This window comes from Micromonospora sp. NPDC023869 (assembly GCF_055559695.1).
This window is the reverse complement of the sequence record NZ_JBVHKD010000019.1, coordinates 1-22,180: the sequence shown is the minus strand read 5'-3', so window position 1 is coordinate 22,180 and position 22,180 is coordinate 1. Positions and strand designations below refer to the sequence as shown.

Below are 22,180 nucleotides of genomic sequence, written 5' to 3'. Positions count from 1 at the left end.
AGTGTCGTCAGCAGCCACTGACGGAGGTGAACCCACATGATGCGCAAGCGTGTTGCCCAGTGGGCGGTGATGGCCGTTGCGGTTCCGTTGGCGGCCGCCGGTGCCCGCCGGCTCAGCCACTCGATGGAATCCCGGCGGGGCCCGTCCCGGGCCAGTCGCCTGCTCACGCAGGGAGCGGACTTGATCCGTCCGCAGAAGGCCCGACGTCGCCGCTTCTTCTGACGTACACGACACCGCCCCTGGCTCCACGTGGAGCCAGGGGCGGTGTCGTGCGTGCGGGCGTGCGTGTAAGGAGGGGTCCCCTGCTAACGCCTGGTGTATAGCAGGGGACCCTTCCTAACGCCGAAGACGGCGCGAAGGAGGTCAGGCCGGGGTCTCGGCGCGGTCGGGGGTGGCCCACAGGGTGTGGAAGGAACCGTCGCGGTCGACACGGCGGTAGGTGTGCGCCCCGAAGTTGTCCCGCAGGCCCTGGATGAGCGCGGCCGGGAGCCGCTGCGCGCGCAGCGCGTCGAAGTAGGCCAGCGACGAGGCGAACGCGGGTGCCGGCACGCCGACCCGGGCCGCCTCGGCCACCACCCGCCGCCAGCTCGGCACACCGTCACGCACGGTGTCCGCGAACCACGGCGCCACCAGCAGCGTGGGCAGCTCAGGCTGCTCGTCGTACGCCTGCTTGATCCGGTCCAGGAAGCGGGCCCGGATGATGCAGCCGCCCCGCCAGATCTTCGCCGTGCCGCCGAGGTCGATGTTCCAGTCGTACTCGGCGCTGCCGGCCCGGATCTGGTCGAAGCCCTGCGCGTACGCCACGATCTTGGAGGCGAGCAGCGCCCGGCGTACGTCCTCGATGAACGCCTCGCGGTCGGCGACCTGCCACTTCTCCCCAGAGTCCGGGAACGCCCGCACCGCGGCCTCGCGCTGGTCGACGTGACCGGAGAGCGACCGGGCGAACGTCGCCTCGGCGATGCCGGTGATCGGGATGCCCAGGTCGAGGGCGATCTGGACGGTCCACCGGCCGGTGCCCTTCTGCTCGGCCCGGTCCTGCACCACGTCCACGAACGCCTCGCCGGTGGCGGCGTCGGTGTGCGCCAGCACGTCGGCGGTGATCTCGATCAGGAAGGACTCCAGCTCACCGGAGTTCCACTCCCGGAAGATCTCCGCGAGCTCCGACGGGGTCGCGCCCAGACCAGCCCGCAGCAGGTCGTACGCCTCGGCGATGAGCTGCATGTCGGCGTACTCGATGCCGTTGTGGACCATCTTCACGAAGTGCCCGGCACCGTCCGGCCCCACGTGCTCGCAGCAGGGCTCGCCGTCGACCTGCGCGGCGATCTTCTCGAAGATCGGCCCGAGCTTGCGGTACGACTCGGCCGACCCGCCCGGCATGATGCTCGGCCCCCAGAGGGCGCCCTCCTCGCCACCGGAGACGCCGGTGCCGACGAAGTGCAGACCCTTGGTCCGCAGCGCCTCCTCCCGGCGGCGGGTGTCGGCGAAGTGCGCGTTGCCGCAGTCGATGATGATGTCGCCCTCTTCGAGCAGCGGCACCAACTCGTCGATCACCGCGTCGGTGGGACCGCCCGCCTTGACCATGATGATCACCGCACGGGGGCGCTCCAGCGCGGCGACGAAGTCCGCCAGGGACTCCGTCGGGACGAACGTGCCCTCGTCGCCGTGCTCGGCCACCAGCGACCGGGTCCGTTCCGGCGAGCGGTTGTGCAACGCCACGGTGAACCCGTTGCGAGCCAGGTTCCGGGCCAGGTTGCGGCCCATCACCGCCAGCCCGGTCACACCGATCTGCGCCGTAGCCCGATCCGCCATCCTCGTCGCCACCTTCCGCCGTCTACCTGTAGTGCTGCGACGGTATCGCGGCCGGCCCCGGGACCGCGCCGTCCCCCCACCGCTGGTCATCAGGTGGTCGCGTAGCGCACGCCACCGGGGGCGTCGATAATTCGGATGCGTTCCTCGTACCGGCCGGATAGCGTGCGGGCATGCGCTACTGACACCCGCTTCATCGAGCCGGTCCGCCGCCCCTGTGGCCGTGGACCCGTCGCTCCCGGGTGTCCGCGCGTCCTCCTCGTCGCCGTTGTCGCGACGTTCTCCGTGGCCGCTCCGGAGCGAGCTTCCGCTGATCCCGCCCGACCGCCGACCGGCGGTCCCCACCGACGGCGGTGCCGTGGCGTACGCGCCGACACCGCCGAGCGAGGAGGCTCAGATGCCTGCCAGCCGTAAACCGAAGAAGTCCCGTGGTGCCGCCCGGGTGTCCGAGGTGACGCCGCCCGACTTCGACGCGTCGACCGACGCGCTCACTCCGCCGATCGGCCGGGAGTTCCCGGCGCAACCCGGCGGGTTGCCCGTGCCGTCGGGGCTCGACGCCCCGGCAGCGCTGGCCGCGCTGCACTCCCCGGCGGGGCTTGTCCCGCTGCACTCCCCGACCGGGCTTGTCCCGCTGCGCGATTCGGCGGGGCTTGCTCCGCTGCGCGATCCGCTTGATCCGTCCATGCCGGATCGCTCCGAAGACCGTGAGGTGCCGCGAGCGCAAGTCGCGCGGTCGACCGGCCCGACGGTGACCCGTCGCGGCAAGGGGTATGGCTCCGGCCGTCCGCAGCGTGCCGGTGCGGCTCGGCAGTACGCCTTCCGGCGGAGCTGACCGGCCCGCTGCACCCGGCGTGGGTGTGACTGATCGACGGGTGCGTCCCGTATGAACGTCAGGTGGGTAGATCTGTTGTCGTTCCAGCGACAACAGATCTACCCACCACGGTCGTAGGGTTCAGCCGAGCAGCGGCCGGAAGGTGCCGAGCGCGACGCTGACGCCCAACGCGGCGACGGCCAACGCCGTTGCGACGACGACCAGCAGCCAGTCGGCGGCACCGAAGTGTTGTCGGCGGGCGGCGGTACGCGGTACCCCGGCGTCGAAGCCGCGCGCGTCCATCGCGACCGCCAGCCGGGTGCCCCGGCGGATCGCGCCGACCAGCAGCGTGAACGCGGTCGACACGAAGAGCCGTAGCTTCGCCACCGGGTTGCGTCCCGCCTCCACCCCGCGTGCGCGCCGGGCCATGACGATCATCTGCCACTCCTGCCCGAGCAGCGGCAGCAGCCGGAACGCCGCCAGCGCACCGATCGCGAAGCGGGCCGGTGCGCGGGCGTTCTGCACCAGCGCGTCGGCCAGGTCGGTGGGATCGGTGGTGGCGAAGACGATCACGCCGGGCAGGGCCACCGCGAACAGGCGCAGCACCAGGCCGAGCGCGGTGAGCAGCACCGTCGAGGTGACCACGACCGGTCCGGCGTCGAGCAGTACCCGGCCCGAGCGGTCCGCGGCGAAGAGCACCAGCGTGACCAGGACGCCCACGGCGGCCACCAGCAACGGCCACACCCGACGGAACAGCACCCGGTAGCGCACGCCGAACAGCGGTAGGACCGCCAGCTCGACCGCGATCGCGATCGCCGGTGCGACCGGGTCCAGCGTCGCCAGCAGCGGAAACGCGAACAGCAGCGCCGCCGCCAGCTTGGCCACCGGATTACGCCGGGCCAGCGGCGCGTCCGGCCGGGCGACCGGTTCCAGGTCGATCATCGGTACCCCGCCGGAGAAGACGCCGACGACGGGGCGCCGGGCGCGGGCGTCAGCGTCAGCGTCCGGTCGGCGAGCGCGGCGACGAACTCGGCGTCGTGGGTGACCGTCACCAGGGCGTGGCCCGCGTCGCGTAGCTCCGCGAACAGGTCCACCAGCTCCCGCCAGGTGCGCCGGTCCTGGCCGAAGGTGGGCTCGTCGCAGATCACCAGCCGGGGCGCGGTGGCCAGGGCGGTCGCCACGCTCAGCCGCCGCGCCTCGCCACCGGAGAGGGTGTACGGGTTCGCGCCGGCCAGCCGGTCCAACCGCAGTCGGTGCAGCAGCTCGTCGACGCGTCGGCGTACCTCCGTCTCGGTGGCGCCGGTACGTCGGGGCCCGAGCGCCAGCTCGTCGTAGACGGTGCCGGTGACGAACTGGTGCTCCGGGTCCTGGAACACCGAGCCGATCCGGCGGGCCAGCGCGGGTGCCCGCCACCGGTGCGGTGGTGTGCGGGCGTCGGCGCCGGCCAGGTCGACGCCGGCCACCAGCCGCCCGATGCCCGGCTTGAGTAGCCCGCCGAGCAGCACCGCGAGGGTGGACTTGCCGGCGCCGTTGGGGCCGAGCACGGCGAGTGCCGCACCGGCGCGTACCGCCAGGTCGGTGGCGGCCAGCCGGGGTGGTTGGCCGAGCCGGTCGGCGGTGAGCAACACCTCGCCGGGGCTGGTGGTGGCCCGGCGGGTCGGGATCCGGCGGCCGGGCACCCAGACGCCGTCGGCGGCGAGGGCGTCGCCGTGCGTGGCGAAGACGCTCTCCGGCGGGCCGTCGACGCGGATGCCGCCACCGGCGTCGAGCACCACCACCCGGTCGACCAGCGGCAGGGCGTCGGCCACCCGGTGCTCGACCAGGATCAGGGTGGTGTCGTCGTCGACCGCGCGGCCCACTGCGGCGCGGACCAGGTCGGCCCCGGCCGGGTCGAGGTTGGCGGTGGGCTCGTCGAGCAGCAGCAGGTCTGGGCGGAGCGCGAGCACTCCGGCCAGGGCGAGCCGCTGCTGTTCGCCGCCGGAGAGCGCCGCGGTGGGGCGGTCCCGGGGGTACGGGAAGCCGACCCGACGCAGCGCCTCGTCCACCCGGGGCCAGATCTGCCCGGCGGGTACGCCCCGGTTCTCCAGCCCGAACGCGACGTCGTCGCCGCTGCGGGCCATGACGAGCTGGGACTGCGGATCCTGGAAGACGATGCCGACCCGCTCGCGGGTCTCGGCCGGTGGGCGGCCGTCGATCTCGATGGTGCCCTCCTGCTCACCGGAGTCCTCCGGCAGCAGCCCGGCCAGCGCGGCGAGCAGGGTGCTCTTGCCGGCGCCGGAGGGCCCGAGCAGCAGTACCCGTTCGCCTCGGCGTACCCGCAGGTCCACGCCGCGTACCGCCCAGGCGCGCCGCCCGGCGTGGCGCCAGCCGAAGCCGCGCAGCCGCACCTCGCCCACCTGCTACCCCCGCTCCTCGTTCCCGACCCGTCGGTGGCCCGGTGGAGCCGGCCGGACCGGCTCCACCGGGCGAGGTCAGACCAGGTTCCGTTCGCGGCCGGCGGGGAAGCGGTCCAGGACGCCGGTGCCGGCGAGCGCCTTGGTGAGCGCGTAGCCGCCGGCACCGGCGACCACGGTGGCGCTGAGCACGGTGAGCAGGGCGTACGGGATGCGGTAGGTGCCCAGCTCGTACGCGGCGTTCCAGGCGAAGAAGTCGAACAGGGCGGCGCCGAGACCGGTCAGCGCACCGGCGAGCAGCGCGGTGGGGAGCCGGAACGAGCGGTACCGGAACGCGGCGAAGGCCAGTTCCGCGCCGAGGCCCTGGATCAGGCCCTGGACGATGGTGATGCCGCCCCACTCGGAGCCCAGCAGCGCGGAGACGGTCGCCGCGACCGCCTCGCAGAACAGCGCGGCACCCGGCTTACGGATGATCAACCCGCCGAGCACCGCCGGCACCAGCCAGACGCCGTACATGACGGCCTGGCTGGCCGGGAAGAAGGCGAAGGCCGGGTCGACCGCCCGCCAGAGCAGGCCCCAGGCCCAGAAGATGACACCGAAGCCGACGGCGATCACCGCGGCCACGACGATGTCGACGGTGCGCCATCGAGTGGTGGTCGGTTGGCTCATGAGTGCTCCCAGTCCAGTGTCGAACCAGGCAAGACGCACCGCCGCGTCCGGCGTGGCCGGGCCGTGGCGGGCTGGAGGTGGACCGAACTCCCTGCGCTGGCATTACCCAGATCAGGTACGGAGGGTCTGCGGGCGGACCCGCACTCTCAGCGCTGTGCGCTCCCCTGTCGGAGGTGGTGTTGTCCCGCCGACGCTAACACCTCCGAAGATCGACGGACAATGTGATCTACGCAGGTCATGCCGGGTGCCGACGACGGGCGTTCCGGCGGTGGTCGGCGCGCGCCGGAACCCGCCCGGTTTCGTGACATCCATCGACGTCATCGGCTCCGGACGGTAATCTCAGGCCGCCGATCCACTTGGCCGAGAGGCGACAGGGTGAGCACAGACACGGACCATGCCGCGCCGGCCGGTGAACCGGAGGGCCGTCCAACGGGCGTGGCCACCGAGGAACGACCGGCCCGACCGGGCGGCGGCGAGCCGCCCCGGCGCTGGCTCGGTGACCGGATCGGCTCGGTGGAGATCCTGGCGGGCCTGCTGGTCCTGCTGATCATCTTTCGTGATCCGCTGGCCGGAGCGCTGGATGATCCCCGCATCCAGACGTGGACCACGGTGTTCGTCTCGATCATGGTGCAGGCGGTGCCGTTCCTGGTCTTCGGCATCCTGCTCTCCGCCGTGATCGCGGTCTTCGTACCCCGGTCGTTCTGGGCCAAGGCACTGCCCCGGCACCCGGCGCTTGCGGTGCCGGCGGCCAGCGCGGCCGGGGTGGTGCTGCCGGGCTGCGAGTGCGGATCGGTGCCGATCGCGGGGTCGCTGATCCGTCGGGGCGTCACCCCGGCGGCGGCGCTGGCGTTCCTGCTGGCCGCACCGGCGGTCAACCCGATCGTGCTGGTCGCCACCGCCGTCGCCTTCCCCAACAACCCCGAGATGGTCCTCGCCCGGGGGGTCGCCAGTCTGGTCGTGGCAATGATCATGGGTTGGCTCTGGCTGCGACTCGGTCGGACCGAGTGGATCAAGATGCCGCGCCGCCCGGAGCTGGACGACCCCCGGCGGAGCCGGGCCTTCTGGGCCGCCGTCCGGCACGACGTCACCCACGCCGGTGGCTTCCTGGTGCTCGGTGCGATGGCCGCCGCCAGCATCAACGTGCTGGTGCCGGAGCGCTGGCTCCAGACCCTGGCCGACAACGCCTGGCTGTCGATCCTGGCGCTGGCACTGCTCGCCGTGCTGCTCTCGCTCTGTTCCGAGGCGGACGCCTTCGTCGCGGCCTCGCTGTCGCAGTTCTCCCTCACGTCCCGACTGGTCTTCCTGGTGGTGGGGCCGATGGTCGACCTCAAGCTGATCTCGATGCAGGCCGGTGTCTTCGGCCGGCGGTTCGCCTTCCGGTTCGCGCCGGCCACGTTCGCGGTCGCCCTGCTGGTGGCCACCGGAGTCGGGATGGTGCTGCTGTGAACCGACAGGCACAAGCGGTGATCCTGCTGCTGCTCGGTGGGGCGGTGATCCGGGCCAGCGTCACCGACCTCTATCTGCGTTACGTCAAGGAGGGCCTGCGTCCCTTCCTGATCGCCGCCGGTCTGCTGCTGGTGGTCGCCGCGGTGATGACCCTCTGGTACGAACTGCGGCCCTCCGCGCCCCGTGCGACGGCCCCGACCGGCGGCGGGTCCACCGGCCCGGCGAGCGGTGGCGCCCCGCTGACGGTCGACCACGACGACCACGACGGTCACGGACACGGCCACCATGAACCCCGGATCGGTTGGCTGCTCATCCTGCCCGTGCTCGGACTGCTGCTGGTGGCCCCGCCGGCCCTCGGGTCGTACGCGGCGGGGCAGGCCGGCACCGCGCTGAACGCCCCTCGGGAGTCCGACTACCCGCCGCTGCCCGAGGGCGATCCGGTGCAGGTGAGCGTGCTCGACTACGCCTCCCGGGCGCTGTTCGACCGGGGCGCCTCGATCGGCGACCGGCGGGTGGTCCTCACCGGGTTCCTGGCCACCGGTGCCGGTGGTGAGCCGATCCTGGCCCGGATGGTGCTCTCCTGCTGCGCCGCCGACGGGCGGCCGATCAAACTCGGGCTCACCGGTGACGTGCCGGTCGGGCTGCCCAACGACAGTTGGGTCGAGGTGGTCGGCCGGTACAGCGACCGGATCGGTCGGGACCCGGTCAACGACGCCGAGATCCCGTACCTGGAGATCGAGTCGTGGCGGCAGGTGCCGGTGCCCAAGCGCCAGTACGAGTAGCGTTCCGGGCATGCACGTCGACGCCCGAGGTCTGCGGTTCGAGATCCACCCCGGTGGCCCCGAGTCGGGTGAGCCGGTGCTGCTGCTGCACGGCTTCCCCCAACACTCCGGCGAGTGGGACGCGGTGGCGCCCGTCCTGCACGGGGCGGGCCTGCGCACGTACGCGCTGGACCAGCGGGGCTACTCGCCGCAGGCGCGGCCGAGCGAGGTGGCGGCGTACCGGCTGGGGGAGTTGGTCGCCGACGCGGTGGCGGTGCTCGACGCGCTCGGCGTGACGCGGGCGCACGTGGTCGGCCACGACTGGGGTGCCATCGTCGCCTGGGCGCTCGCCGCCGGCCACCCCGACCGGGTGCGTACGCTCACCGCGGTCTCCGTGCCGCACCCGGCCGCCATGGCGCACGCGCTGGCCAACGACCCGCAGCAGAAGGCGCGCTCGGCGTACATGCTGCTGTTCCGGAAGGCGGGCATAGCGGAGAAGACGCTGCTGGCCCTCGACGCGCTCGGGTTGCGGCGGCTGTTGCGCGACGTCGGCGACGACGCCCGGGTCGCCGCGTACGCCGATCCGCTGCGCGAGCCGGGCGCGCTCACCGCGGCGCTGAACTGGTACCGGGCGATGTCCCGCGCCGAGCTGGCGGCGGTCGGCCCGGTGTCGGTGCCGACCACCTTCGTCTGGAGCGACCGCGACGTCGCCATCGGACGGACCGCTGCGCAAGCCTGCGCCGCACACGTGAGCGGCGACTACCGCCTCGTCGAGTTGTCCGGCGTCAGCCACTGGATCCCGGACGAGGCGCCGACGCCGCTGGCCGAGGCGATCCTGTCCCGCGCCCGCCCGACCGCCTGAGCGCCGACGCCCACCTGCCGCGGTCGCAGCGGAAGCGCCTCGTCGGTCTGAGAGCGTCCGGACCGACCGGCAAGACGACTGGGCCGTGCGGGAAGCTGGGTGGGGTCGTCGGCGGCGGCGATCCGAGGGAGGCGGGAGAGAGCATGACGGTGAGTGCCGAGGGCTACCTGGCCGAGGTGACCGCGACGATGACCCGGGTGGCGGCCAGCCAGCGGGAGCAGGTGGGCCGGGCGGCCGACCTGATCGCCGAGGCGATCCGCGCCGACGGGGTGGTGCACGCCTTCGGCACCGGTCACTCGGAGGCCCTGGCGATGGAGATCGCCGGCCGGGCCGGCGGGTTGGTGCCGACTAACCGGATCGCGCTGCGGGACCTGGTGCTGCACGGTGGGGAGCCGGCCGACGTGCTGGGCCCGAAACTGGAGCGGGACCCGTCGGTCGCGCACCGGCTCTACGACCTCGCCCCGACCGGCCCGCGTGACGTCTTCGTGCTCGCCTCGAACTCGGGCGTGAACGGGGCGATGGTGGAGTTCGCCTCGCTGGTCGTCGCGCGGGGCCATCCGCTGGTGGCGATCACCTCCGCCGCGCACTCGGCCCGGATGGAGTCCCGCCACCCGTCCGGGCGCAAGCTCGCCGACTTCGCCGACGTGGTGCTGGACAACGGTGCCCCGTACGGGGACGCGACCCTGCCGCTGCCGTCCGGCGGCGCGGTGGGCGCGGTCTCCTCGATCACGGCGGCGTTGCTGGCCCAGCAGATCGTGGTCGAGGTGGTGGCCCGGCTGTTGGCCGCCGACGAGCAGCCGCCGGTCTACCTGTCGGCCAACATCGCCGGTGGCGACGCGCACAACGACGCGCTGGAGGCCCGTTACGCAGGGCGGATCCGGCGCGGTTCCTGAGTCGGTTTCGGGTGGTGCACGGCGGGGCATCTGCGTTCCGCCGGTCGGGGGTTCCGACCGGGTGGAGCGTGTTCCCTCGGAGGTTCGCGGTGTCCAAGGAGACCGAGAAGCAGCGGTGGCAGCGGAACTTCGCTGACCTGCTTCAGGAGTTGCGGGTCGCGCAGACCGGCGTACAGATCCTCTTCGCCTTCCTGCTCACCCTGCCGTTCAGTAACGGCTTCACGCGTACCACAGAATTCCAGCGCGACGTCTACGTCGTCGCGCTGATCGCGGCGGCCGGCGCCACCGCGATGATCATCTCGCCGGTGGCGTTCCACCGGGCGCTGTTCCGCCAGGGCCGCAAGCCGGAGCTGGTGCAGTTCGCCCACAAGATGGCCAGCGCCGGTCTCGCCTTCATGTTGGTCGCGATGGTCAGCTCGGTACTGCTGATCACCGACTTCGTGCTCGCCCGGCCGATCGCCTTCCTGCTCAGTGCGGTCACCGGCCTGTGGTTCCTCACGTTCTGGATGATCCTGCCGTTCAGCCGCCGCAACTGGGGTGACGACGACATCGACGACGAGGACGACCCGAGCGGGCTCTCCCCGGGCTGAACGGTCGGGTCGGGGCGGGATCCGGCTCCGCGAGGGGCCGGTCCGGCGATGGATAACCGTGACTACCGCTGGGTAACACCACCTGGGTAGCCTGCCGAGCAGGCGGAACAGTCCGAATGCCGGATCCAGCTCCCGGGGGTTGCCGTGGCCATCGCCGAGAACCACCGTCCACCCGCCAACGACCACCAGGACACCGACCCGCCGCCCGGTGCGGCGGGTCGCGTGTCGTCCGAGAAGCAGGTGTCCGAGAAGGAGGCCCGCCAGGTCGCCGAGGCGGCCCGACAGGACACCTGGGACCGACCGAGCTTCGGGAAGGAACTCTTCCTGGGCCGACTCCGGCTCGACCTGATCGACCCCTGGCCCCGGCCGGACCCGGCAGAGGACGAACGCGCCGGTGAGTTCCTCGCCCGGCTGCGCGCGTACGTCGCCTCCGAGGTGGACGGCGCCGCCATCGAGCGCGACGCCCGCATCCCCGACGAGGTGTTCCAGGGCCTGGCCGGACTCGGCGCGTTCGGCATGAAGATCGGTCGGGAGTACGGCGGACTCGGGCTGAGCAACCTGCACTACTGCCGGGCGTTGATGCTGGCCGGCTCGGTCAGCCCGGCGATCGGCGCGCTGCTCTCGGCACACCAGTCGATCGGTGTGCCGCAACCGTTGAAGATGTTCGGCACCGACGAGCAGAGACAGCGCTTCCTGCCCCGACTGGCGGCCGGCGAGGTCTCCGCGTTCCTGCTCACCGAGCCGGACGTCGGCTCCGACCCGGCCCGGCTGGGCACCACCGCCGAGCCGACCCCGGACGGCACCGGCTACCGGATCAACGGCGTGAAGCTGTGGGCCACCAACGGCACCGTGGCTACCCAACTCGTGGTGATGGCCCGGGTGCCCAGGACCGACGGACGCAGGGGCGGCATCACCGCGTTCGTGGTCGACGGCGACGCCGAGGGCATCACCGTCGAGCGCCGCAACGAGTTCGTCGGCCTGCGTGGCCTGGAGAACAGCCTGACCCGCTTTCACGATGTCTTCGTGCCCAACGAGAACGTCATCGGCGGCGAGGGCAAGGGCCTGCGGATCGCGCTGAGCACCCTGACCACTGGTCGACTGTCGCTGCCGGCGATGTGCGTGGGCGCCGGCAAGTGGGCGCTGCACGTGGCCCGCGAGTGGTCCGCCGAGCGGGTCCAGTGGGGCCGGCCGGTCGGCGAACACGAGGCGGTCGCGCAAAAATTGTCCTTCATCGCCGCCACCACGTACGGCATGGAGACCATGTTGGACCTCTGCTGCCTGCTCGCCGACGACGACCGCAACGACATCCGGATCGAGGCGGCGCTGGTGAAGCTCTACGCCAGCGAGATGGCGTGGCGGATCGCCGACGAGCTGGTCCAGATCCGGGGCGGCCGGGGATACGAGACCGCCGACTCGCTGGCCGCCCGAGGAGAACGGCCGGCCGCCGTCGAGCAGATGCTGCGGGACCTGCGGATCAACCGGATCTTCGAGGGCTCCACCGAGATCATGCACCTGCTGATCGCCCGCGAGGCGGTGGACGCGCACCTCTCCGTGGCCGGGGACATCATCGACCCCGACGCCGGACTGGCACGCAAGGCCAGAGCCGGCGCGCGAGCGGGCGCGTTCTATGCCCGCTGGCTGCCGACCCTCGCGGTCGGCAAGGGCCAACAACCCACCGCGTTTGCCGAGTACGGCCCGCTCGCCGCACACCTGCGGCACGTCGAGCGCGCCTCCCGGAAGCTCGCCCGGTCGACGTTCTATGCGATGTCCCGCTGGCAGGGCAAGATGGAGCGCAAGCAGGCGTTCCTGGGCCGGGTGGTGGACATCGGGGCCGAGCTGTTCGCGATGAGCGCGGTCTGCGTACGTGCCCACGCCGAGCGCGCGGAGCGACCGGAGAACGTGGAGTTGGCCGACCTCTTCTGCCGCCAGGCCCGGGTCCGGATCGACGCCCTGTTCACCGCCCTCTGGGAGAACACCGACTCGGTCGACGTGGTGGCCGCCAAGCGCATCCTCGCCGGCCGCTACAGCGCCCTGGAGGACGGCGTCATCCCACCACCCGCCGACCGCCCCTGGGTCGCCCCCTGGACCCCCGGCCCCTCCACCGTCCCCACGAACGCCCGCCGCCACCTCCCCCCACCCCCCTGACCCACCCCCACGCTTTGCGGCGTTGATCAAGAGGTTTTGGTCATGGCTCGTCGGCTCGGACGGCGAAAACTTCTTGATCAACCCGGCGGGGGCGGGGGTGGGGTGGGTGGGGGCCGGGGAGGGGGCGGGGGTGGATGGGGTTAGGGGTGGGGGTCGTGGAGGCCGAGGCGGCGGAGTTCGAGGGCGGCCAGGGCGTTGACGGTGGTGTCGTCGCCGCGCCGCCACGCCTCGGCGACGTCGGGGGAGATCCGGGTGAGTTTGCGCAGCGGCTGACCGGCCAGGGCGCGCAGGGCCAGCAGGTCCCGACCGGCGGGCGCGGCGGCCAGGGCCGCCGCCGAAGCGGCTCGGCGCATCCAGCGCACCCGCAGCGGCAGCCAGCCGAACAGCACCAGCCCCAGCGGGACGATGAGTAGCCCGACGGCCAGTGCCAGCGCCAACTGGTCGACCAACTCCTGCTGGTCACGCCCGGCCTCGGCGAGCGAACGGGCCGCGCCGGCCGCCCGCTCGAACGGGCCGGTCAGCTCGTCGCCCACCAACGGCACCCGGCCGACCTTGCCGCCCGCGTCGGCCAGGTTGTCGGCCAGCCCACCGCCGGCCCCCTCCAGCTTCTGCCCGGGTACGGCCAGCTTCTGCACGAGATCGTGCAGCCAGAGCGCACCACGGATCGCCGCGTACACCCAGGCGACGACGAGCAGATCGGTGAGGAACTGGCGCAGCGCGGTCGGGAAACGATCAGCGTAGATTTTCACGCCGGACAGCGTGCCACGCTCGGGCGCGGCGGGCACTCCCACGGACGCCCGATCCCGGGAGTGCGCGGGATCAGCGGGCGCAGTCCGGGCAGGTCCCGAAGATCTCCAGGGTGTGGCTGACGTCGGTGAAGCCGTGCTGAGCCGCCACCCGGTCGGCCCAGTTCTCCACCGTCGGCCCGGCCACCTCGACCGTACGACCGCAGGCCCGGCAGACCAGATGGTGGTGATGCCCCTCGCTGCACCTGCGGTAGAGGTGCTCGCCGCCGGGCGGGCGCATCACGTCGATCTCGCCCGCGTCGGCCAGACCCTGCAACGTCCGGTAGACCGTGGTCAACCCGACCCGCTCGCCGCGATCACGCAGCATCGCGTGCAGGTCCTGGGCGCTGTGGAAGCCCTCCAGCTCGGCCAGCAACGCGCTCACCGCCGACCGCTGGCGGGTGTTCCGGACCACCGCACTCTCGCTCATGCCGACCCTCCGCTTCGCTGCGTGCCGGCATTTGTGCTGGGCCTGATGATTCGCTCGCATGGCTCGCTCATGCCGACCCTCCGCTTCGCTGCGTGCCGGCATTTGTGCTGGGCCTGATGATTCGCTCGCATGGCTCGCTCATGATTCCTCCCCGGCATGGCTGACCGCGTCGGCGACGATGTGCGCGACATGCTCGTCGACCAGGGCGTACGCGATCTCCCGGCCCCGCCGCGAGCCGCGTACGACGCCGGCCCCGCGCAGCACCCGCAGGTGCTGGGAGACCAACGGTTGCGCGACGCCGAGTTTATCCACCAGCTCGTGCACGCAGCGCTCGCCGTCGGCCAGCTCGCTGACGATGGCGAGCCGGATCGGCGCCGAGAGGGCGCGCAGGAGCTCGCTGGCACCCTCGAAGGCGTCATAGCCGGATCCGCTGGTCACCCTGCAACGGTAACCAATACCGAAGCGGAACCCGTGATCAGGACCGGCTGAGCACCACCTCGTGCGGTTCCGGATCCGGCGTGGGCTGCGGTCGGGAGCGGCGGAGCCGGCGCCAGGCGGCGGCCAGCAGGGTGACCACCACGAACGAGGCGATCGCGAGGACCACCACCGAGGCGCCCGGCGCGGTGTCGGCGAGCGCCGCCATCCAGATGCCCGCACCGGCGGCGAACAGGCCCAGTGCCATGGCCGCCGTCATGGTGCTGCGGAAACCCCGGGTGACCTGCTGGGCGGTGGCCACCGGGACGACCATCAACGCGCTGATCAGCAGGACGCCGACGGCCCGCATGGCGATCGTGACGGTGACCGCGGTGGTGATCGCCAGCAACAGGTTGAGCGCGCGTACCGGCAGCCCGGAGACTCGGGCGTACTCCTCGTCGTGGCAGACCGCGAACAGCGCGGGCCGCAGCGCCAGCATCGCGGCCAGCACCGCCACGCCGAGCACCGCGATGGTGACCAGGTCCTCGCGGGAGGTCGTGGTCAACGCACCGAAGAGGTATGCGTTGAGGTTGGCGCTGGTGCTGTCGGAGAGCCCCACCAGGACCACGCCACCGGCGATGCCGCCGTAGAACAGCAGGGCCAGCGCCAGGTCACCGGAGGTGCGACCGCGTTCGCGGATCAGCTCGATGGCGATTGCCCCGATGGTGGCCGCGATCACCGCCATGATCACCGGGGAGGTCTGGAACAGCAGGCCGGCACCGACGCCGGTGAGCGCCACGTGCCCGATGCCGTCGCCGATCAGGGCGAGTCGCCGCTGCACCAGGTAGATGCCGAGCGCCGGGGCGGCCAACCCGATGATCAGCGCGCCGATCAGGGCGCGCAGCATGAATTCGTACTGGAAGAGACTCACCTTGTGCTCCACATGCCGGCGGGCTCCTCGGGACCGTGCGGATGCACGTGGTCGTGGTCCGGCTCCGCGTGGTGCCCGGCCGGGTCCGGGACCGCGCCGTCGTGCGCGATCTGCCCCTGGTGTACGACGATCGCGCGGCTGATCAGCGGCCGGAGCGGGCCCAGCTCGTGCGCGACGAGCAGGACCGTGCCGCCGTCGTCGACGAATCCGCGCAAGGCCCCGGCGAACGCCTCCTGGCTGGCCGCGTCCACTCCTGCCGTCGGTTCGTCGAGCACCAGCAGCTCCGGGCGTCCGGCCAGGGCGCGGGCGATCAGGGTGCGTTGCTGCTGGCCGCCGGAGAGCGTGGAGACGGGGTCCTTGGCCCGGTCGGCGAGGCCCACGGCGCGCAACGCCTCCGCCACCGCCTCCCGGTCGGCCCGGCCGGGCGGACGCAGGATGCCTCGACGGGCCAGCCGGCCGGAGGCGACCACCTCGGCCACGGTGGCCGGTACGCCGCTGCCCGCGCCGAGCCGCTGGGGCACGTAGCCGAGCCGCTGCCACTGTCGGAACCGGCGTACCCGGTGACCGAAGAGGGTGACCGAGCCGGCGGTGAGCGGGACGAGCCCGAGCACGGCGCGGATCAGGGTGGACTTGCCGGAGCCGTTGGCGCCGAGGACCGCGACCACCTCGCCGGTGGTCACGGTCAGGGATACGTCGCGGAGCACGGGGCGGCCGTCGTAGCCGACCACCCCGTGCTCCACGGAGATGACGTCAGGTGTCACGAGCAGCTCAACGCCGTCCTCAAGGTCTGCAGGTTGGTGCGCATCACCGAAAGGTAGTCCCCGCCGTTGTCGGCGGACAGACCCTCGATCGGATCGAGCACCGCGGTTTGGGCGCCGACCTCCTTGGCGATGGTCTCGGCGACCTTCGGGCTCACCAGCGTCTCGAAGAAGATCGTGGTGGCGCCGTGCTCCCGCGCCTCCTCGGTGACCGCGGCCAGCCGCTGCGGCGACGGCTCGTCCTCCGGGGAGAGCCCGGTGATGCCGATCTGCTCCAGCTTGTACTTCTGCGCCAGGTAGCCGAACGCGGTGTGGCTGACCACGATCTCCCGCCGCTGGCAGGTCGCCAGCCCCTCGCTGAACTCGGTGTCCAGCTTCTCCAGCTCGGTACGCAGGGTGGTCGCCCGCTGGGTGTACTCGCCGGCCCGGTCCGGGTCGACGGTGCCGAGGCGCTCGGCCAGCTTGTCGCCGATGGTGGCCAGTCGGGTCGGGTCCAGCCAGACGTGCGGGTCCTTGGCGCCGTCCGAGGTCTCCTCGGCGTGCTCGGCCTCGTCGGCCGGCTTCTTCTCGTCGTGGTCGTGACCGTGGTCGTCGTCCTCGTGACCGTGGTCGTCGTCGCCGTGGCTGTGGGTGTGGCCACCGGCGGCGGCGTCGAGCAGCGGCTCCACGGTCGCCACGTCGAAGGCGCGGTCACCGCCGTTCTGGTCGATCGCCTCGTCCACCGCGGGCTGGAAGCCGTGCAGGAAGATGATCAGCTCCGCCTCGCTGATCTGACCGACCTGCCCCGGGTTCAGCTCCAGGTCATGCGGCTCGGCGCCGGGGCGGGCCAGGTTCGTCACCGCCACCGCGTCGCCGCCAATCTGCTCGGCGAGGAACTGCAACGGGTAGAAGCCGGCCACCACGTCGATCCGATTCGGGTCGGCACCGGCCGGGCTGTCCTCGGTCGAGCAGGCGGTGACGCCACCCAGGGCGAGCAGGGCGGCCGTGGCGGTGGCCAGAGCGCGCGGAGCGGTGCGGTAGGTCATGACACCGACTCTCCGCGACAACGACAATGATTGTCAAAAACGCATGAGTGCATGTCAGAGCAGCTTCACCAGACCGACGGTGACCAGCAGGGTGAGTGCCAGCAGCCGGATCGTCCGCGTGGGTGGGGTCTGCACCTGCCAGGTCGTCACCAGCAGCGCGGCCAGCGCGGCGGCGATCGTCAAGGTCAACAGCCCGCCCACCACCCCCGGGACGAAGAACGCGACCAGCATCAGGAACAGGGTGATCAGGAACACCGTGGTCGGGTTGGCCCGGGCCAACCGCTCGTGGATCCCGCGCTGCGTACGCTGCATCCCACAGACTCTACGAGGAGGGGGAGCCGGTGCTGGTGACCAACCGGTTCGTGGTCGAGGAAGACGCCGCCGAGGACTTCGCCGGACGGGCCCACGCGGCCCTCGCCGCGCTCGCCGCCCGGCCCGGCTACCTGCGGGGACAACTCGTCCGGGCCTTGGACGACCCACGCCACTGGTGCCTGGTGACGGAGTGGGAGTCGGTGGGCACCTACCGCCGGGCGTTGGGCGGTTTCGACGTCAAGGTCACCGCCGTCCCGCTGCTCGCCGAGAGTATCGACGAGCCGTCCGCGTACGAGCCGTTGGCGACCGCGGCACCCGGTGGGGACGTGGTGGTGGCTGCCAGCGATCGTGCTGCGGGTCCTTACCGGTGAGCCGCCGGGCACTACGCTGGCTTCCATGACCGCTCCCGGACCGGCAGCCCCACCACCGCACCAGCCGCTGCCCGGCCAGCAGGGACCTCAGGCCCCGGGCGATCCCGGCCCGCCACCGGCACCGTCCGGCGTGCCGCCCACCGGCGGCCCCGGCATGCCGCCTGCGCCCACCGGTGCTCCCGGCTTCCCGCCCCCGTCCGGCGGATCGGACCCCGGCACACCGGCCACGCCTGCCGGGCCGGGTGTGGCCCCGCCGTTCGCGGCCCCACCGACCGAGGGCGGCCGTACCCGGCTCTGGCTCGGCCTCGGCGCCGGAGCGCTGGCCCTGGTGCTGTGCTGCGGTGGCGGCGGTACGGCCGTGGTCGGCCTGCTGGTCAGCGGGGTGCAGGCGATCGACGAGCAGGGACGCACCGTCTCCGGCGACTACTACCGGGCGCTGGCCGACGGCGAGTTCGGCCGGGCCTACGACCAGCTCTGCGAGGACGCCCGGCGGCGCGAGTCGCGGCAGGAGTTCGAGCGCCGGTCGGCGGCCGAACCGCAGATCTCCTCCTACCGGGTCGGCCAGGTGGACACCACCACGCTGACCGTGCCGGTGGACGTGACCTTCAGCGGCGGCGGCCAGGAGCGCCAGCAGGTCGTGCTCCAGCAGGACCAGCAGACCGGTGGCATGGAGGTCTGCGGAGTCAACTGACCGGCCGCAGGTAATGTGCTGGGTCCGAGGACCGGCGGGGTCGTACCGTGGTCCCGGACCGTTCGATTCATCCCACACTGTCCCCGCCGACCGCCAGTCGGCGTAGGAGGAAAAATGCCAGCCGACCGTATCGACGCCGTCGTCAGCCTCGCCAAGCGTCGAGGATTCGTCTTCCCCTCCAGCGAGATCTACGGAGGCACCCGGTCGGCGTGGGACTACGGTCCGCTCGGCGTGGAGCTCAAGGAGAACGTCCGCCGGCAGTGGTGGAAGACCATGGTCCAGCAGCGTGACGACGTGGTGGGTCTGGACTCCGCGGTGATCCTCTCGCGTGACGTGTGGGCCGCCTCCGGGCACCTGGACGCCTTCGTCGACCCGCTGACCGAGTGCCAGTCCTGCCACAAGCGGTTCCGCGCCGACCACCTGGAAGAGGCATACGAGGCCAAGCACGGCAAGCCGCTGGCCGCCCTGACCGAGCTGAACTGCCCCAACTGCGGCAACAAGGGCACCTTCACCGAGCCGCGGATGTTCAACGGCCTGATGAAGACCTACCTGGGCCCGGTGGAGAGCGACGAGGGCCTGCACTACCTGCGGCCGGAGACCGCCCAGGGCATCTTCGTCAACTACAAGAACGTCGAGACCGTCGCCCGCAAGAAGCCGCCATTCGGCATCGCGCAGACGGGCAAGTCGTTCCGCAACGAGATCACCCCGGGCAACTTCATCTTCCGCACCCGCGAGTTCGAGCAGATGGAGATGGAGTTCTTCGTCGAGCCCGGCACCGACGAGCAGTGGCACGAGTACTGGTTGCAGGAGCGCTGGAACTGGTACATCGACCTCGGTCTGGCCGAGGAGAACCTGCGCTTCTTCGAGCACCCGCAGGAGAAGCTCTCGCACTACTCGAAGCGCACCGTCGACATCGAGTACAAGTTCCGGTTCGGCGGCACCGAGTTCGCCGAGCTGGAGGGCATCGCCAACCGCACCGACTTCGACCTGTCCACGCACAGCAAGCACTCCGGCGTCGACCTGTCGTACTTCGACCAGACCAAGCAGGAGCGCTGGGTCCCGTACGTGATCGAGCCGGCCGCCGGCCTCACCCGCGCGGTGCTGGCGTTCCTGCTGGAGGCGTACGACGAGGACGAGGCGCCGAACACCAAGGGCGGCGTGGACAAGCGCACCGTGATGCGCTTCGACCCCCGGCTGGCCCCGGTGAAGGTGGCGGTGCTCCCGCTCTCCCGCAACGAGGCGCTCTCGCCCAAGGCCAAGCAGCTCGCCGCCGACCTGCGCAAGCGCTGGGTGGTCGAGTTCGACGACTCGCAGGCGATCGGCCGCCGCTACCGCAGGCAGGACGAGATCGGCACCCCGTTCTGCGTCACGGTCGACTTCGACACGCTGGACGACAACGCGGTGACCATCCGGAACCGGGACACCATGGCTCAGGAGCGGATCGCGCTGGACCAGGTCGAGCGCTACCTGATCGACCACCTCCCCGGCTGCTGACGCGCCCCGCCGAAGCGCTGCCGACGTGAAAGGAAGGGCCCCCTGTTAACGCCTGGTGCATAGCAGGGGACCCTTCCTAACACCGTCAACCACGCGGATCGCCGCTCGGCGGTGTCGGCGTCACCGATACGTCGACTCGTAACCGGACGCCGGCGCCGAGCCCGCGCCGGGACTCGTACGCCTCCTCCACCGACCGCCGTACCCGGTGCGGCTCGCGGCGGATCTGTGCCGGCGTGAAGTGCAGTACCAGCACACCCAGCCGGCTCAGCTCGTTGTGCCGGTCGAGGGTGCGCGCCCAGTCGCCGGGGCGGAAGTGGTACTCCTGCGAGTCGACCTCCAGAGCCACCGCCGCCTCCGGCAGATAGCCGTCGGGCGTCGGCACCGCCCGGCCTGCCGCGTCCCGCAGTCGGGGATTCCACAGGATCTCCGGCAGCACCGTGCTCGCCGCGAGGCAGTCCCGAAGCTCGGCCTCCGGCGCCGACCGCGCGCCCTGCGTCACCTCGGCGAACGCCTTCCTGACCAGCGCCGTACGGCTACGCCGGGCGCGACGGATCTCCTCGTCCAGGTCGGCGAGGTCCGCGTACCCCCGCTGCACGGCCTCGGCGACGACGGCCCGCACCGGACGGAGTTGCCGCAGGCCGCGTGCCGCGTCGACCACCGCGCGGGCCGGCGAGCACACCGGGTAGAACGGCGTGGCGCGGGCCCGGCTGTCCAGCGTCAGGGCCCGCGAGATCACCGCGAAGCCGGCGGACGTGCGGCGGGCGTGATGCGGTACGACGAGCTGCACGGCGTCGGTGCGCGGACTCTGCCGGAAGCCGTACCAGACCAGCGCGGCGAGGCCGGTCAACTGCGCTTCCGCCCCGGCGTAGAGCGCCGCCGAGATCCGTCGCTGCTCGTCGGTCAGGACGCCGGTGACCAGGGCGTACGTGGCGGGCAGCACCCGCTGCCACAGGCCGCGTCGGGTTTGCCGGTAGAGATACATGTCGTCGAAGCCGGCGGCGAGCAGTTGCGCGCGGCTGGCGATCTGCTGCTGGTGTTCGGCCAGGTCGGCGAAGTGGGGAGGAAGGCTGCGCATGCCGGACAGCATCGATCGTGATCTCGTCCCGTGGGTGGCCCCCGGCCGGGCCTGTGGACAGCCGCCGGGCCTGTGGACAAGCCCGCCGGGTCGCTGGCGATGTGGTATGCGTCGCGTTAGCAGGGGTCCCCTGCTATGCACGAGGCGTTAGGAAGGGACCCTTCCTTACACTTGGGCGCGTGCCGACTACCGCTCCCGTCCTGCGCCCGTTGACCATCGGGCCGCATCAGGTGTGGCCGCCGGTCGTGCTGGCGCCGATGGCCGGCATCACCAACGTCGGCTTCCGCCAGCTCTGCCGCGAGCAGGGCGGCGGCATCTACGTCTGCGAGATGATCACCACCGTCGCGGTGGTCGAGCGGAACCCGAAGACGCTGCGCATGATCGCCTTCGGTGCGGACGAGAACCCACGCAGCCTCCAGCTCTATGGCACCGACCCGGGGACCACCGCCGCCGCCGTGCGGATCGTGGTCGAGAACAACCTCGCCGACCACATCGACCTCAACTTCGGCTGCCCGGTCCCGAAGGTCACCCGCCGGGGTGGTGGCGCGGCGCTGCCGTGGCGACGCCGGCTTTTCGCCCGCCTGGTGCGGGCCGCGGTGGACGCCGCGTCACCCGCCGGGGTGCCGGTTACGGTCAAGATGCGCAAGGGCATCGACGACACACACCTGACGTACGTCGAGGCGGGCCTCGCCGCGCAGGACGCCGGAGTAGCCGCGGTCGCCCTACACGGGCGTACGGCCGCGCAGCGGTACTCGGGCACCGCGGACTGGGACGCCATCGCCACCCTGAAGCAGGCGCTGGACGTACCGGTGCTCGGCAACGGCGACATCTGGGAGGCCGACGACGCGCTGCGGATGGTCGCGCACACCGGCGTGGACGGGGTGGTGATCGGGCGCGGCTGCCTCGGTCGGCCGTGGCTCTTCGCCGACCTGGAGGTCGCGTTCGACGGTCGTGCCGAGCGGCGACTGCCGAACCTCGGCGAGGTGGCGACGACGATGCGCCGCCATGCCGAGCTGTTGGTCGCGCAGTTCACCGCCGGGGCCCGCAACCCGGCCCGGGGTGAGCGGGACGGCTGTACCGACTTCCGTAAGCACGTCGCGTGGTACCTGAAGGGTTTCCCGATCGGCGGTGAGCTGCGCCGTGCGCTGGCGATGATCGACACCCTGGCCCAGCTCGACGACCTGCTCGGCAAGCTCGACCCCACGGTGCCGTTTCCGGTGGAGACGCTCGGTCAGCCCCGGGGCCGGACCAACTCCCCGGGCAAGGTGTTCCTGCCCGACGGCTGGCTGGCAAGCCGCGACGACGACACCGTGCCGGTGGGCGCCGAGCTGGACGACTCCGGCGGCTGAGCCCGCCGCCGTTCACCACCGTGCGCGCGGCCGCCCCGGCCGGCGGTGCATGCCCGTGCCGGTCCTCCGACGGTGTGCGCTGGGTGTTAGGAGGGGTCCCTTGCTATGCACGGGGCGTTGGTAGGGGTCCCTTCCTTGCATGCCACGACGGCCGGCCCCCGGTGTGGGG

Annotated in this window: 24 protein-coding genes and 1 riboswitch; of the genes, 12 read left to right on the top strand and 12 right to left on the bottom strand. The window is 72.0% G+C overall.

Annotated elements, in window-relative coordinates:
* The first annotated feature begins 39 nt into the window (after positions 1-39).
* Positions 40-222, top strand: a complete 183-nt coding sequence (locus tag ACZ31C_RS31170; protein WP_396698742.1) for a hypothetical protein — start codon at positions 40-42, stop codon at positions 220-222.
* Positions 223-363: 141 nt separating this feature from the next.
* Here ACZ31C_RS31170 and gndA read toward each other — a convergent pair whose 3' ends face one another.
* Positions 364-1,809 (bottom strand): NADP-dependent phosphogluconate dehydrogenase, encoded by a 1,446-nt coding sequence (gndA, locus tag ACZ31C_RS31165; RefSeq protein WP_396751129.1) that lies wholly within the window; start codon positions 1,807-1,809, stop codon positions 364-366.
* A 394-nt stretch (positions 1,810-2,203) separates the two neighbouring features.
* On the opposite strand from gndA, the gene ACZ31C_RS31160 reads away from it, so the two are divergent.
* On the top strand, positions 2,204-2,638 hold the full coding sequence (locus ACZ31C_RS31160; RefSeq protein ID WP_465798330.1) for a hypothetical protein: 435 nt from the start codon (positions 2,204-2,206) through the stop codon (positions 2,636-2,638).
* A 120-nt stretch (positions 2,639-2,758) separates the two neighbouring features.
* Here ACZ31C_RS31160 and ACZ31C_RS31155 read toward each other — a convergent pair whose 3' ends face one another.
* The 3 genes from ACZ31C_RS31155 to ACZ31C_RS31145 form a co-directional block, all read right to left on the bottom strand.
* Positions 2,759-3,559: an energy-coupling factor transporter transmembrane component T family protein gene (locus ACZ31C_RS31155; protein ID WP_465798329.1), complete on the bottom strand. Its 801-nt coding sequence runs from the start codon at positions 3,557-3,559 to the stop codon at positions 2,759-2,761.
* On the bottom strand, positions 3,556-5,013 hold the full coding sequence (locus ACZ31C_RS31150) for an ABC transporter ATP-binding protein (protein WP_465798328.1): 1,458 nt from the start codon (positions 5,011-5,013) through the stop codon (positions 3,556-3,558). The genes ACZ31C_RS31155 and ACZ31C_RS31150 overlap by 4 nt, the downstream gene beginning before the upstream one ends.
* A 75-nt stretch (positions 5,014-5,088) precedes the next feature.
* Positions 5,089-5,679 carry an ECF transporter S component gene (locus ACZ31C_RS31145; protein WP_350699793.1) on the bottom strand — a complete coding sequence of 197 codons (591 nt, stop codon included), beginning with the start codon at positions 5,677-5,679 and terminating at the stop codon, positions 5,089-5,091.
* Positions 5,680-5,749: 70 nt separating this feature from the next.
* A riboswitch (TPP riboswitch) is annotated at positions 5,750-5,855 on the bottom strand.
* A 199-nt stretch (positions 5,856-6,054) separates the two neighbouring features.
* On the opposite strand from ACZ31C_RS31145, the gene ACZ31C_RS31140 reads away from it, so the two are divergent.
* The 6 genes from ACZ31C_RS31140 to ACZ31C_RS31115 all read left to right on the top strand — a co-directional run bounded on the left by ACZ31C_RS31140 (position 6,055) and on the right by ACZ31C_RS31115 (position 12,376).
* Positions 6,055-7,125 carry a permease gene (locus ACZ31C_RS31140; RefSeq protein ID WP_396751139.1) on the top strand — a complete coding sequence of 357 codons (1,071 nt, stop codon included), beginning with the start codon at positions 6,055-6,057 and terminating at the stop codon, positions 7,123-7,125.
* Positions 7,122-7,907, top strand: coding sequence for a TIGR03943 family putative permease subunit (locus ACZ31C_RS31135; protein WP_465798327.1), 786 nt, complete (start codon positions 7,122-7,124; stop codon positions 7,905-7,907). Before ACZ31C_RS31140 ends, ACZ31C_RS31135 begins: the two co-directional genes overlap by 4 nt.
* 10 nt (positions 7,908-7,917) lie before the next feature.
* A complete protein-coding gene (locus tag ACZ31C_RS31130) occupies positions 7,918-8,748 on the top strand; it encodes an alpha/beta fold hydrolase (RefSeq protein WP_465798326.1) in 831 nt (276 codons plus the stop codon).
* A 143-nt stretch (positions 8,749-8,891) separates the two neighbouring features.
* Positions 8,892-9,641 (top strand): sugar isomerase domain-containing protein, encoded by a 750-nt coding sequence (locus ACZ31C_RS31125; protein WP_465798325.1) that lies wholly within the window; start codon positions 8,892-8,894, stop codon positions 9,639-9,641.
* 89 nt (positions 9,642-9,730) lie between these two features.
* A complete protein-coding gene (locus tag ACZ31C_RS31120) occupies positions 9,731-10,231 on the top strand; it encodes a DUF6328 family protein (protein ID WP_396751146.1) in 501 nt (166 codons plus the stop codon).
* Positions 10,232-10,453: 222 nt separating this feature from the next.
* Positions 10,454-12,376 (top strand): acyl-CoA dehydrogenase family protein, encoded by a 1,923-nt coding sequence (locus ACZ31C_RS31115; protein WP_465798372.1) that lies wholly within the window; start codon positions 10,454-10,456, stop codon positions 12,374-12,376.
* Between the two features lie 140 nt (positions 12,377-12,516).
* Here the strand turns inward: ACZ31C_RS31115 and ACZ31C_RS31110 are convergent, their stop codons facing one another.
* The 7 genes from ACZ31C_RS31110 to ACZ31C_RS31080 form a co-directional block, all read right to left on the bottom strand.
* Positions 12,517-13,125, bottom strand: a complete 609-nt coding sequence (locus ACZ31C_RS31110; RefSeq protein ID WP_465798324.1) for a hypothetical protein — start codon at positions 13,123-13,125, stop codon at positions 12,517-12,519.
* A gap of 70 nt (positions 13,126-13,195) precedes the next feature.
* Positions 13,196-13,591 carry a Fur family transcriptional regulator gene (locus ACZ31C_RS31105; RefSeq protein ID WP_396698721.1) on the bottom strand — a complete coding sequence of 132 codons (396 nt, stop codon included), beginning with the start codon at positions 13,589-13,591 and terminating at the stop codon, positions 13,196-13,198.
* A gap of 138 nt (positions 13,592-13,729) precedes the next feature.
* On the bottom strand, positions 13,730-14,029 hold the full coding sequence (locus ACZ31C_RS31100; protein ID WP_350699805.1) for an ArsR/SmtB family transcription factor: 300 nt from the start codon (positions 14,027-14,029) through the stop codon (positions 13,730-13,732).
* A 37-nt stretch (positions 14,030-14,066) separates the two neighbouring features.
* Positions 14,067-14,936: a metal ABC transporter permease gene (locus tag ACZ31C_RS31095; RefSeq protein WP_465798323.1), complete on the bottom strand. Its 870-nt coding sequence runs from the start codon at positions 14,934-14,936 to the stop codon at positions 14,067-14,069.
* Positions 14,933-15,697, bottom strand: a complete 765-nt coding sequence (locus ACZ31C_RS31090) for a metal ABC transporter ATP-binding protein (RefSeq protein WP_396752907.1) — start codon at positions 15,695-15,697, stop codon at positions 14,933-14,935. The genes ACZ31C_RS31095 and ACZ31C_RS31090 overlap by 4 nt, the downstream gene beginning before the upstream one ends.
* Positions 15,694-16,719, bottom strand: a complete 1,026-nt coding sequence (locus ACZ31C_RS31085; RefSeq protein WP_465798322.1) for a metal ABC transporter substrate-binding protein — start codon at positions 16,717-16,719, stop codon at positions 15,694-15,696. Before ACZ31C_RS31085 ends, ACZ31C_RS31090 begins: the two co-directional genes overlap by 4 nt.
* A 54-nt stretch (positions 16,720-16,773) precedes the next feature.
* Positions 16,774-17,031, bottom strand: coding sequence for a hypothetical protein (locus ACZ31C_RS31080; protein ID WP_396752903.1), 258 nt, complete (start codon positions 17,029-17,031; stop codon positions 16,774-16,776).
* A 29-nt stretch (positions 17,032-17,060) separates the two neighbouring features.
* Here ACZ31C_RS31080 and ACZ31C_RS31075 point away from each other — a divergent pair, with 29 nt between their 5' ends.
* The 3 genes from ACZ31C_RS31075 (at position 17,061) to ACZ31C_RS31065 (ending at position 19,587) form a co-directional block, all read left to right on the top strand.
* Entirely contained in the window at positions 17,061-17,402 is a 342-nt protein-coding gene (locus ACZ31C_RS31075) for an antibiotic biosynthesis monooxygenase family protein (protein ID WP_396698710.1), read from the top strand.
* A 244-nt stretch (positions 17,403-17,646) separates the two neighbouring features.
* Positions 17,647-18,093, top strand: coding sequence for an Rv0361 family membrane protein (locus ACZ31C_RS31070; protein ID WP_465798371.1), 447 nt, complete (start codon positions 17,647-17,649; stop codon positions 18,091-18,093).
* A gap of 114 nt (positions 18,094-18,207) precedes the next feature.
* Positions 18,208-19,587 carry a glycine--tRNA ligase gene (locus ACZ31C_RS31065; protein ID WP_396752901.1) on the top strand — a complete coding sequence of 460 codons (1,380 nt, stop codon included), beginning with the start codon at positions 18,208-18,210 and terminating at the stop codon, positions 19,585-19,587.
* A gap of 85 nt (positions 19,588-19,672) precedes the next feature.
* On the opposite strand, the gene ACZ31C_RS31060 is transcribed toward ACZ31C_RS31065, so the two are convergent.
* Positions 19,673-20,662, bottom strand: a complete 990-nt coding sequence (locus ACZ31C_RS31060) for a type IV toxin-antitoxin system AbiEi family antitoxin domain-containing protein (RefSeq protein WP_465798321.1) — start codon at positions 20,660-20,662, stop codon at positions 19,673-19,675.
* A 179-nt stretch (positions 20,663-20,841) separates the two neighbouring features.
* Here ACZ31C_RS31060 and dusB point away from each other — a divergent pair, with 179 nt between their 5' ends.
* Positions 20,842-22,011: a tRNA dihydrouridine synthase DusB gene (dusB, locus tag ACZ31C_RS31055; protein ID WP_465798320.1), complete on the top strand. Its 1,170-nt coding sequence runs from the start codon at positions 20,842-20,844 to the stop codon at positions 22,009-22,011.
* The last annotated feature ends 169 nt before the right edge of the window (positions 22,012-22,180 follow it).

Excerpts from the sequence above, each read along its gene's own strand:
- ACZ31C_RS31170 (WP_396698742.1), top strand. The coding sequence starts at position 40 with ATGCGCAAGCGTGTTGCCCAGTGGGCGGTGATGGCCGTTGCGGTTCCG.
- gndA (WP_396751129.1), bottom strand. The coding sequence starts at position 1,809 with ATGGCGGATCGGGCTACGGCGCAGATCGGTGTGACCGGGCTGGCGGTG.
- ACZ31C_RS31160 (WP_465798330.1), top strand. The coding sequence starts at position 2,204 with ATGCCTGCCAGCCGTAAACCGAAGAAGTCCCGTGGTGCCGCCCGGGTG.
- ACZ31C_RS31155 (WP_465798329.1), bottom strand. The coding sequence starts at position 3,559 with ATGATCGACCTGGAACCGGTCGCCCGGCCGGACGCGCCGCTGGCCCGG.
- ACZ31C_RS31145 (WP_350699793.1), bottom strand. The coding sequence starts at position 5,679 with ATGAGCCAACCGACCACCACTCGATGGCGCACCGTCGACATCGTCGTG.
- ACZ31C_RS31130 (WP_465798326.1), top strand. The coding sequence starts at position 7,918 with ATGCACGTCGACGCCCGAGGTCTGCGGTTCGAGATCCACCCCGGTGGC.
- ACZ31C_RS31125 (WP_465798325.1), top strand. The coding sequence starts at position 8,892 with ATGACGGTGAGTGCCGAGGGCTACCTGGCCGAGGTGACCGCGACGATG.
- ACZ31C_RS31105 (WP_396698721.1), bottom strand. The coding sequence starts at position 13,591 with ATGAGCGAGAGTGCGGTGGTCCGGAACACCCGCCAGCGGTCGGCGGTG.
- ACZ31C_RS31085 (WP_465798322.1), bottom strand. The coding sequence starts at position 16,719 with ATGACCTACCGCACCGCTCCGCGCGCTCTGGCCACCGCCACGGCCGCC.
- ACZ31C_RS31080 (WP_396752903.1), bottom strand. The coding sequence starts at position 17,031 with ATGCAGCGTACGCAGCGCGGGATCCACGAGCGGTTGGCCCGGGCCAAC.
- ACZ31C_RS31065 (WP_396752901.1), top strand. The coding sequence starts at position 18,208 with ATGCCAGCCGACCGTATCGACGCCGTCGTCAGCCTCGCCAAGCGTCGA.
- ACZ31C_RS31060 (WP_465798321.1), bottom strand. The coding sequence starts at position 20,662 with ATGCGCAGCCTTCCTCCCCACTTCGCCGACCTGGCCGAACACCAGCAG.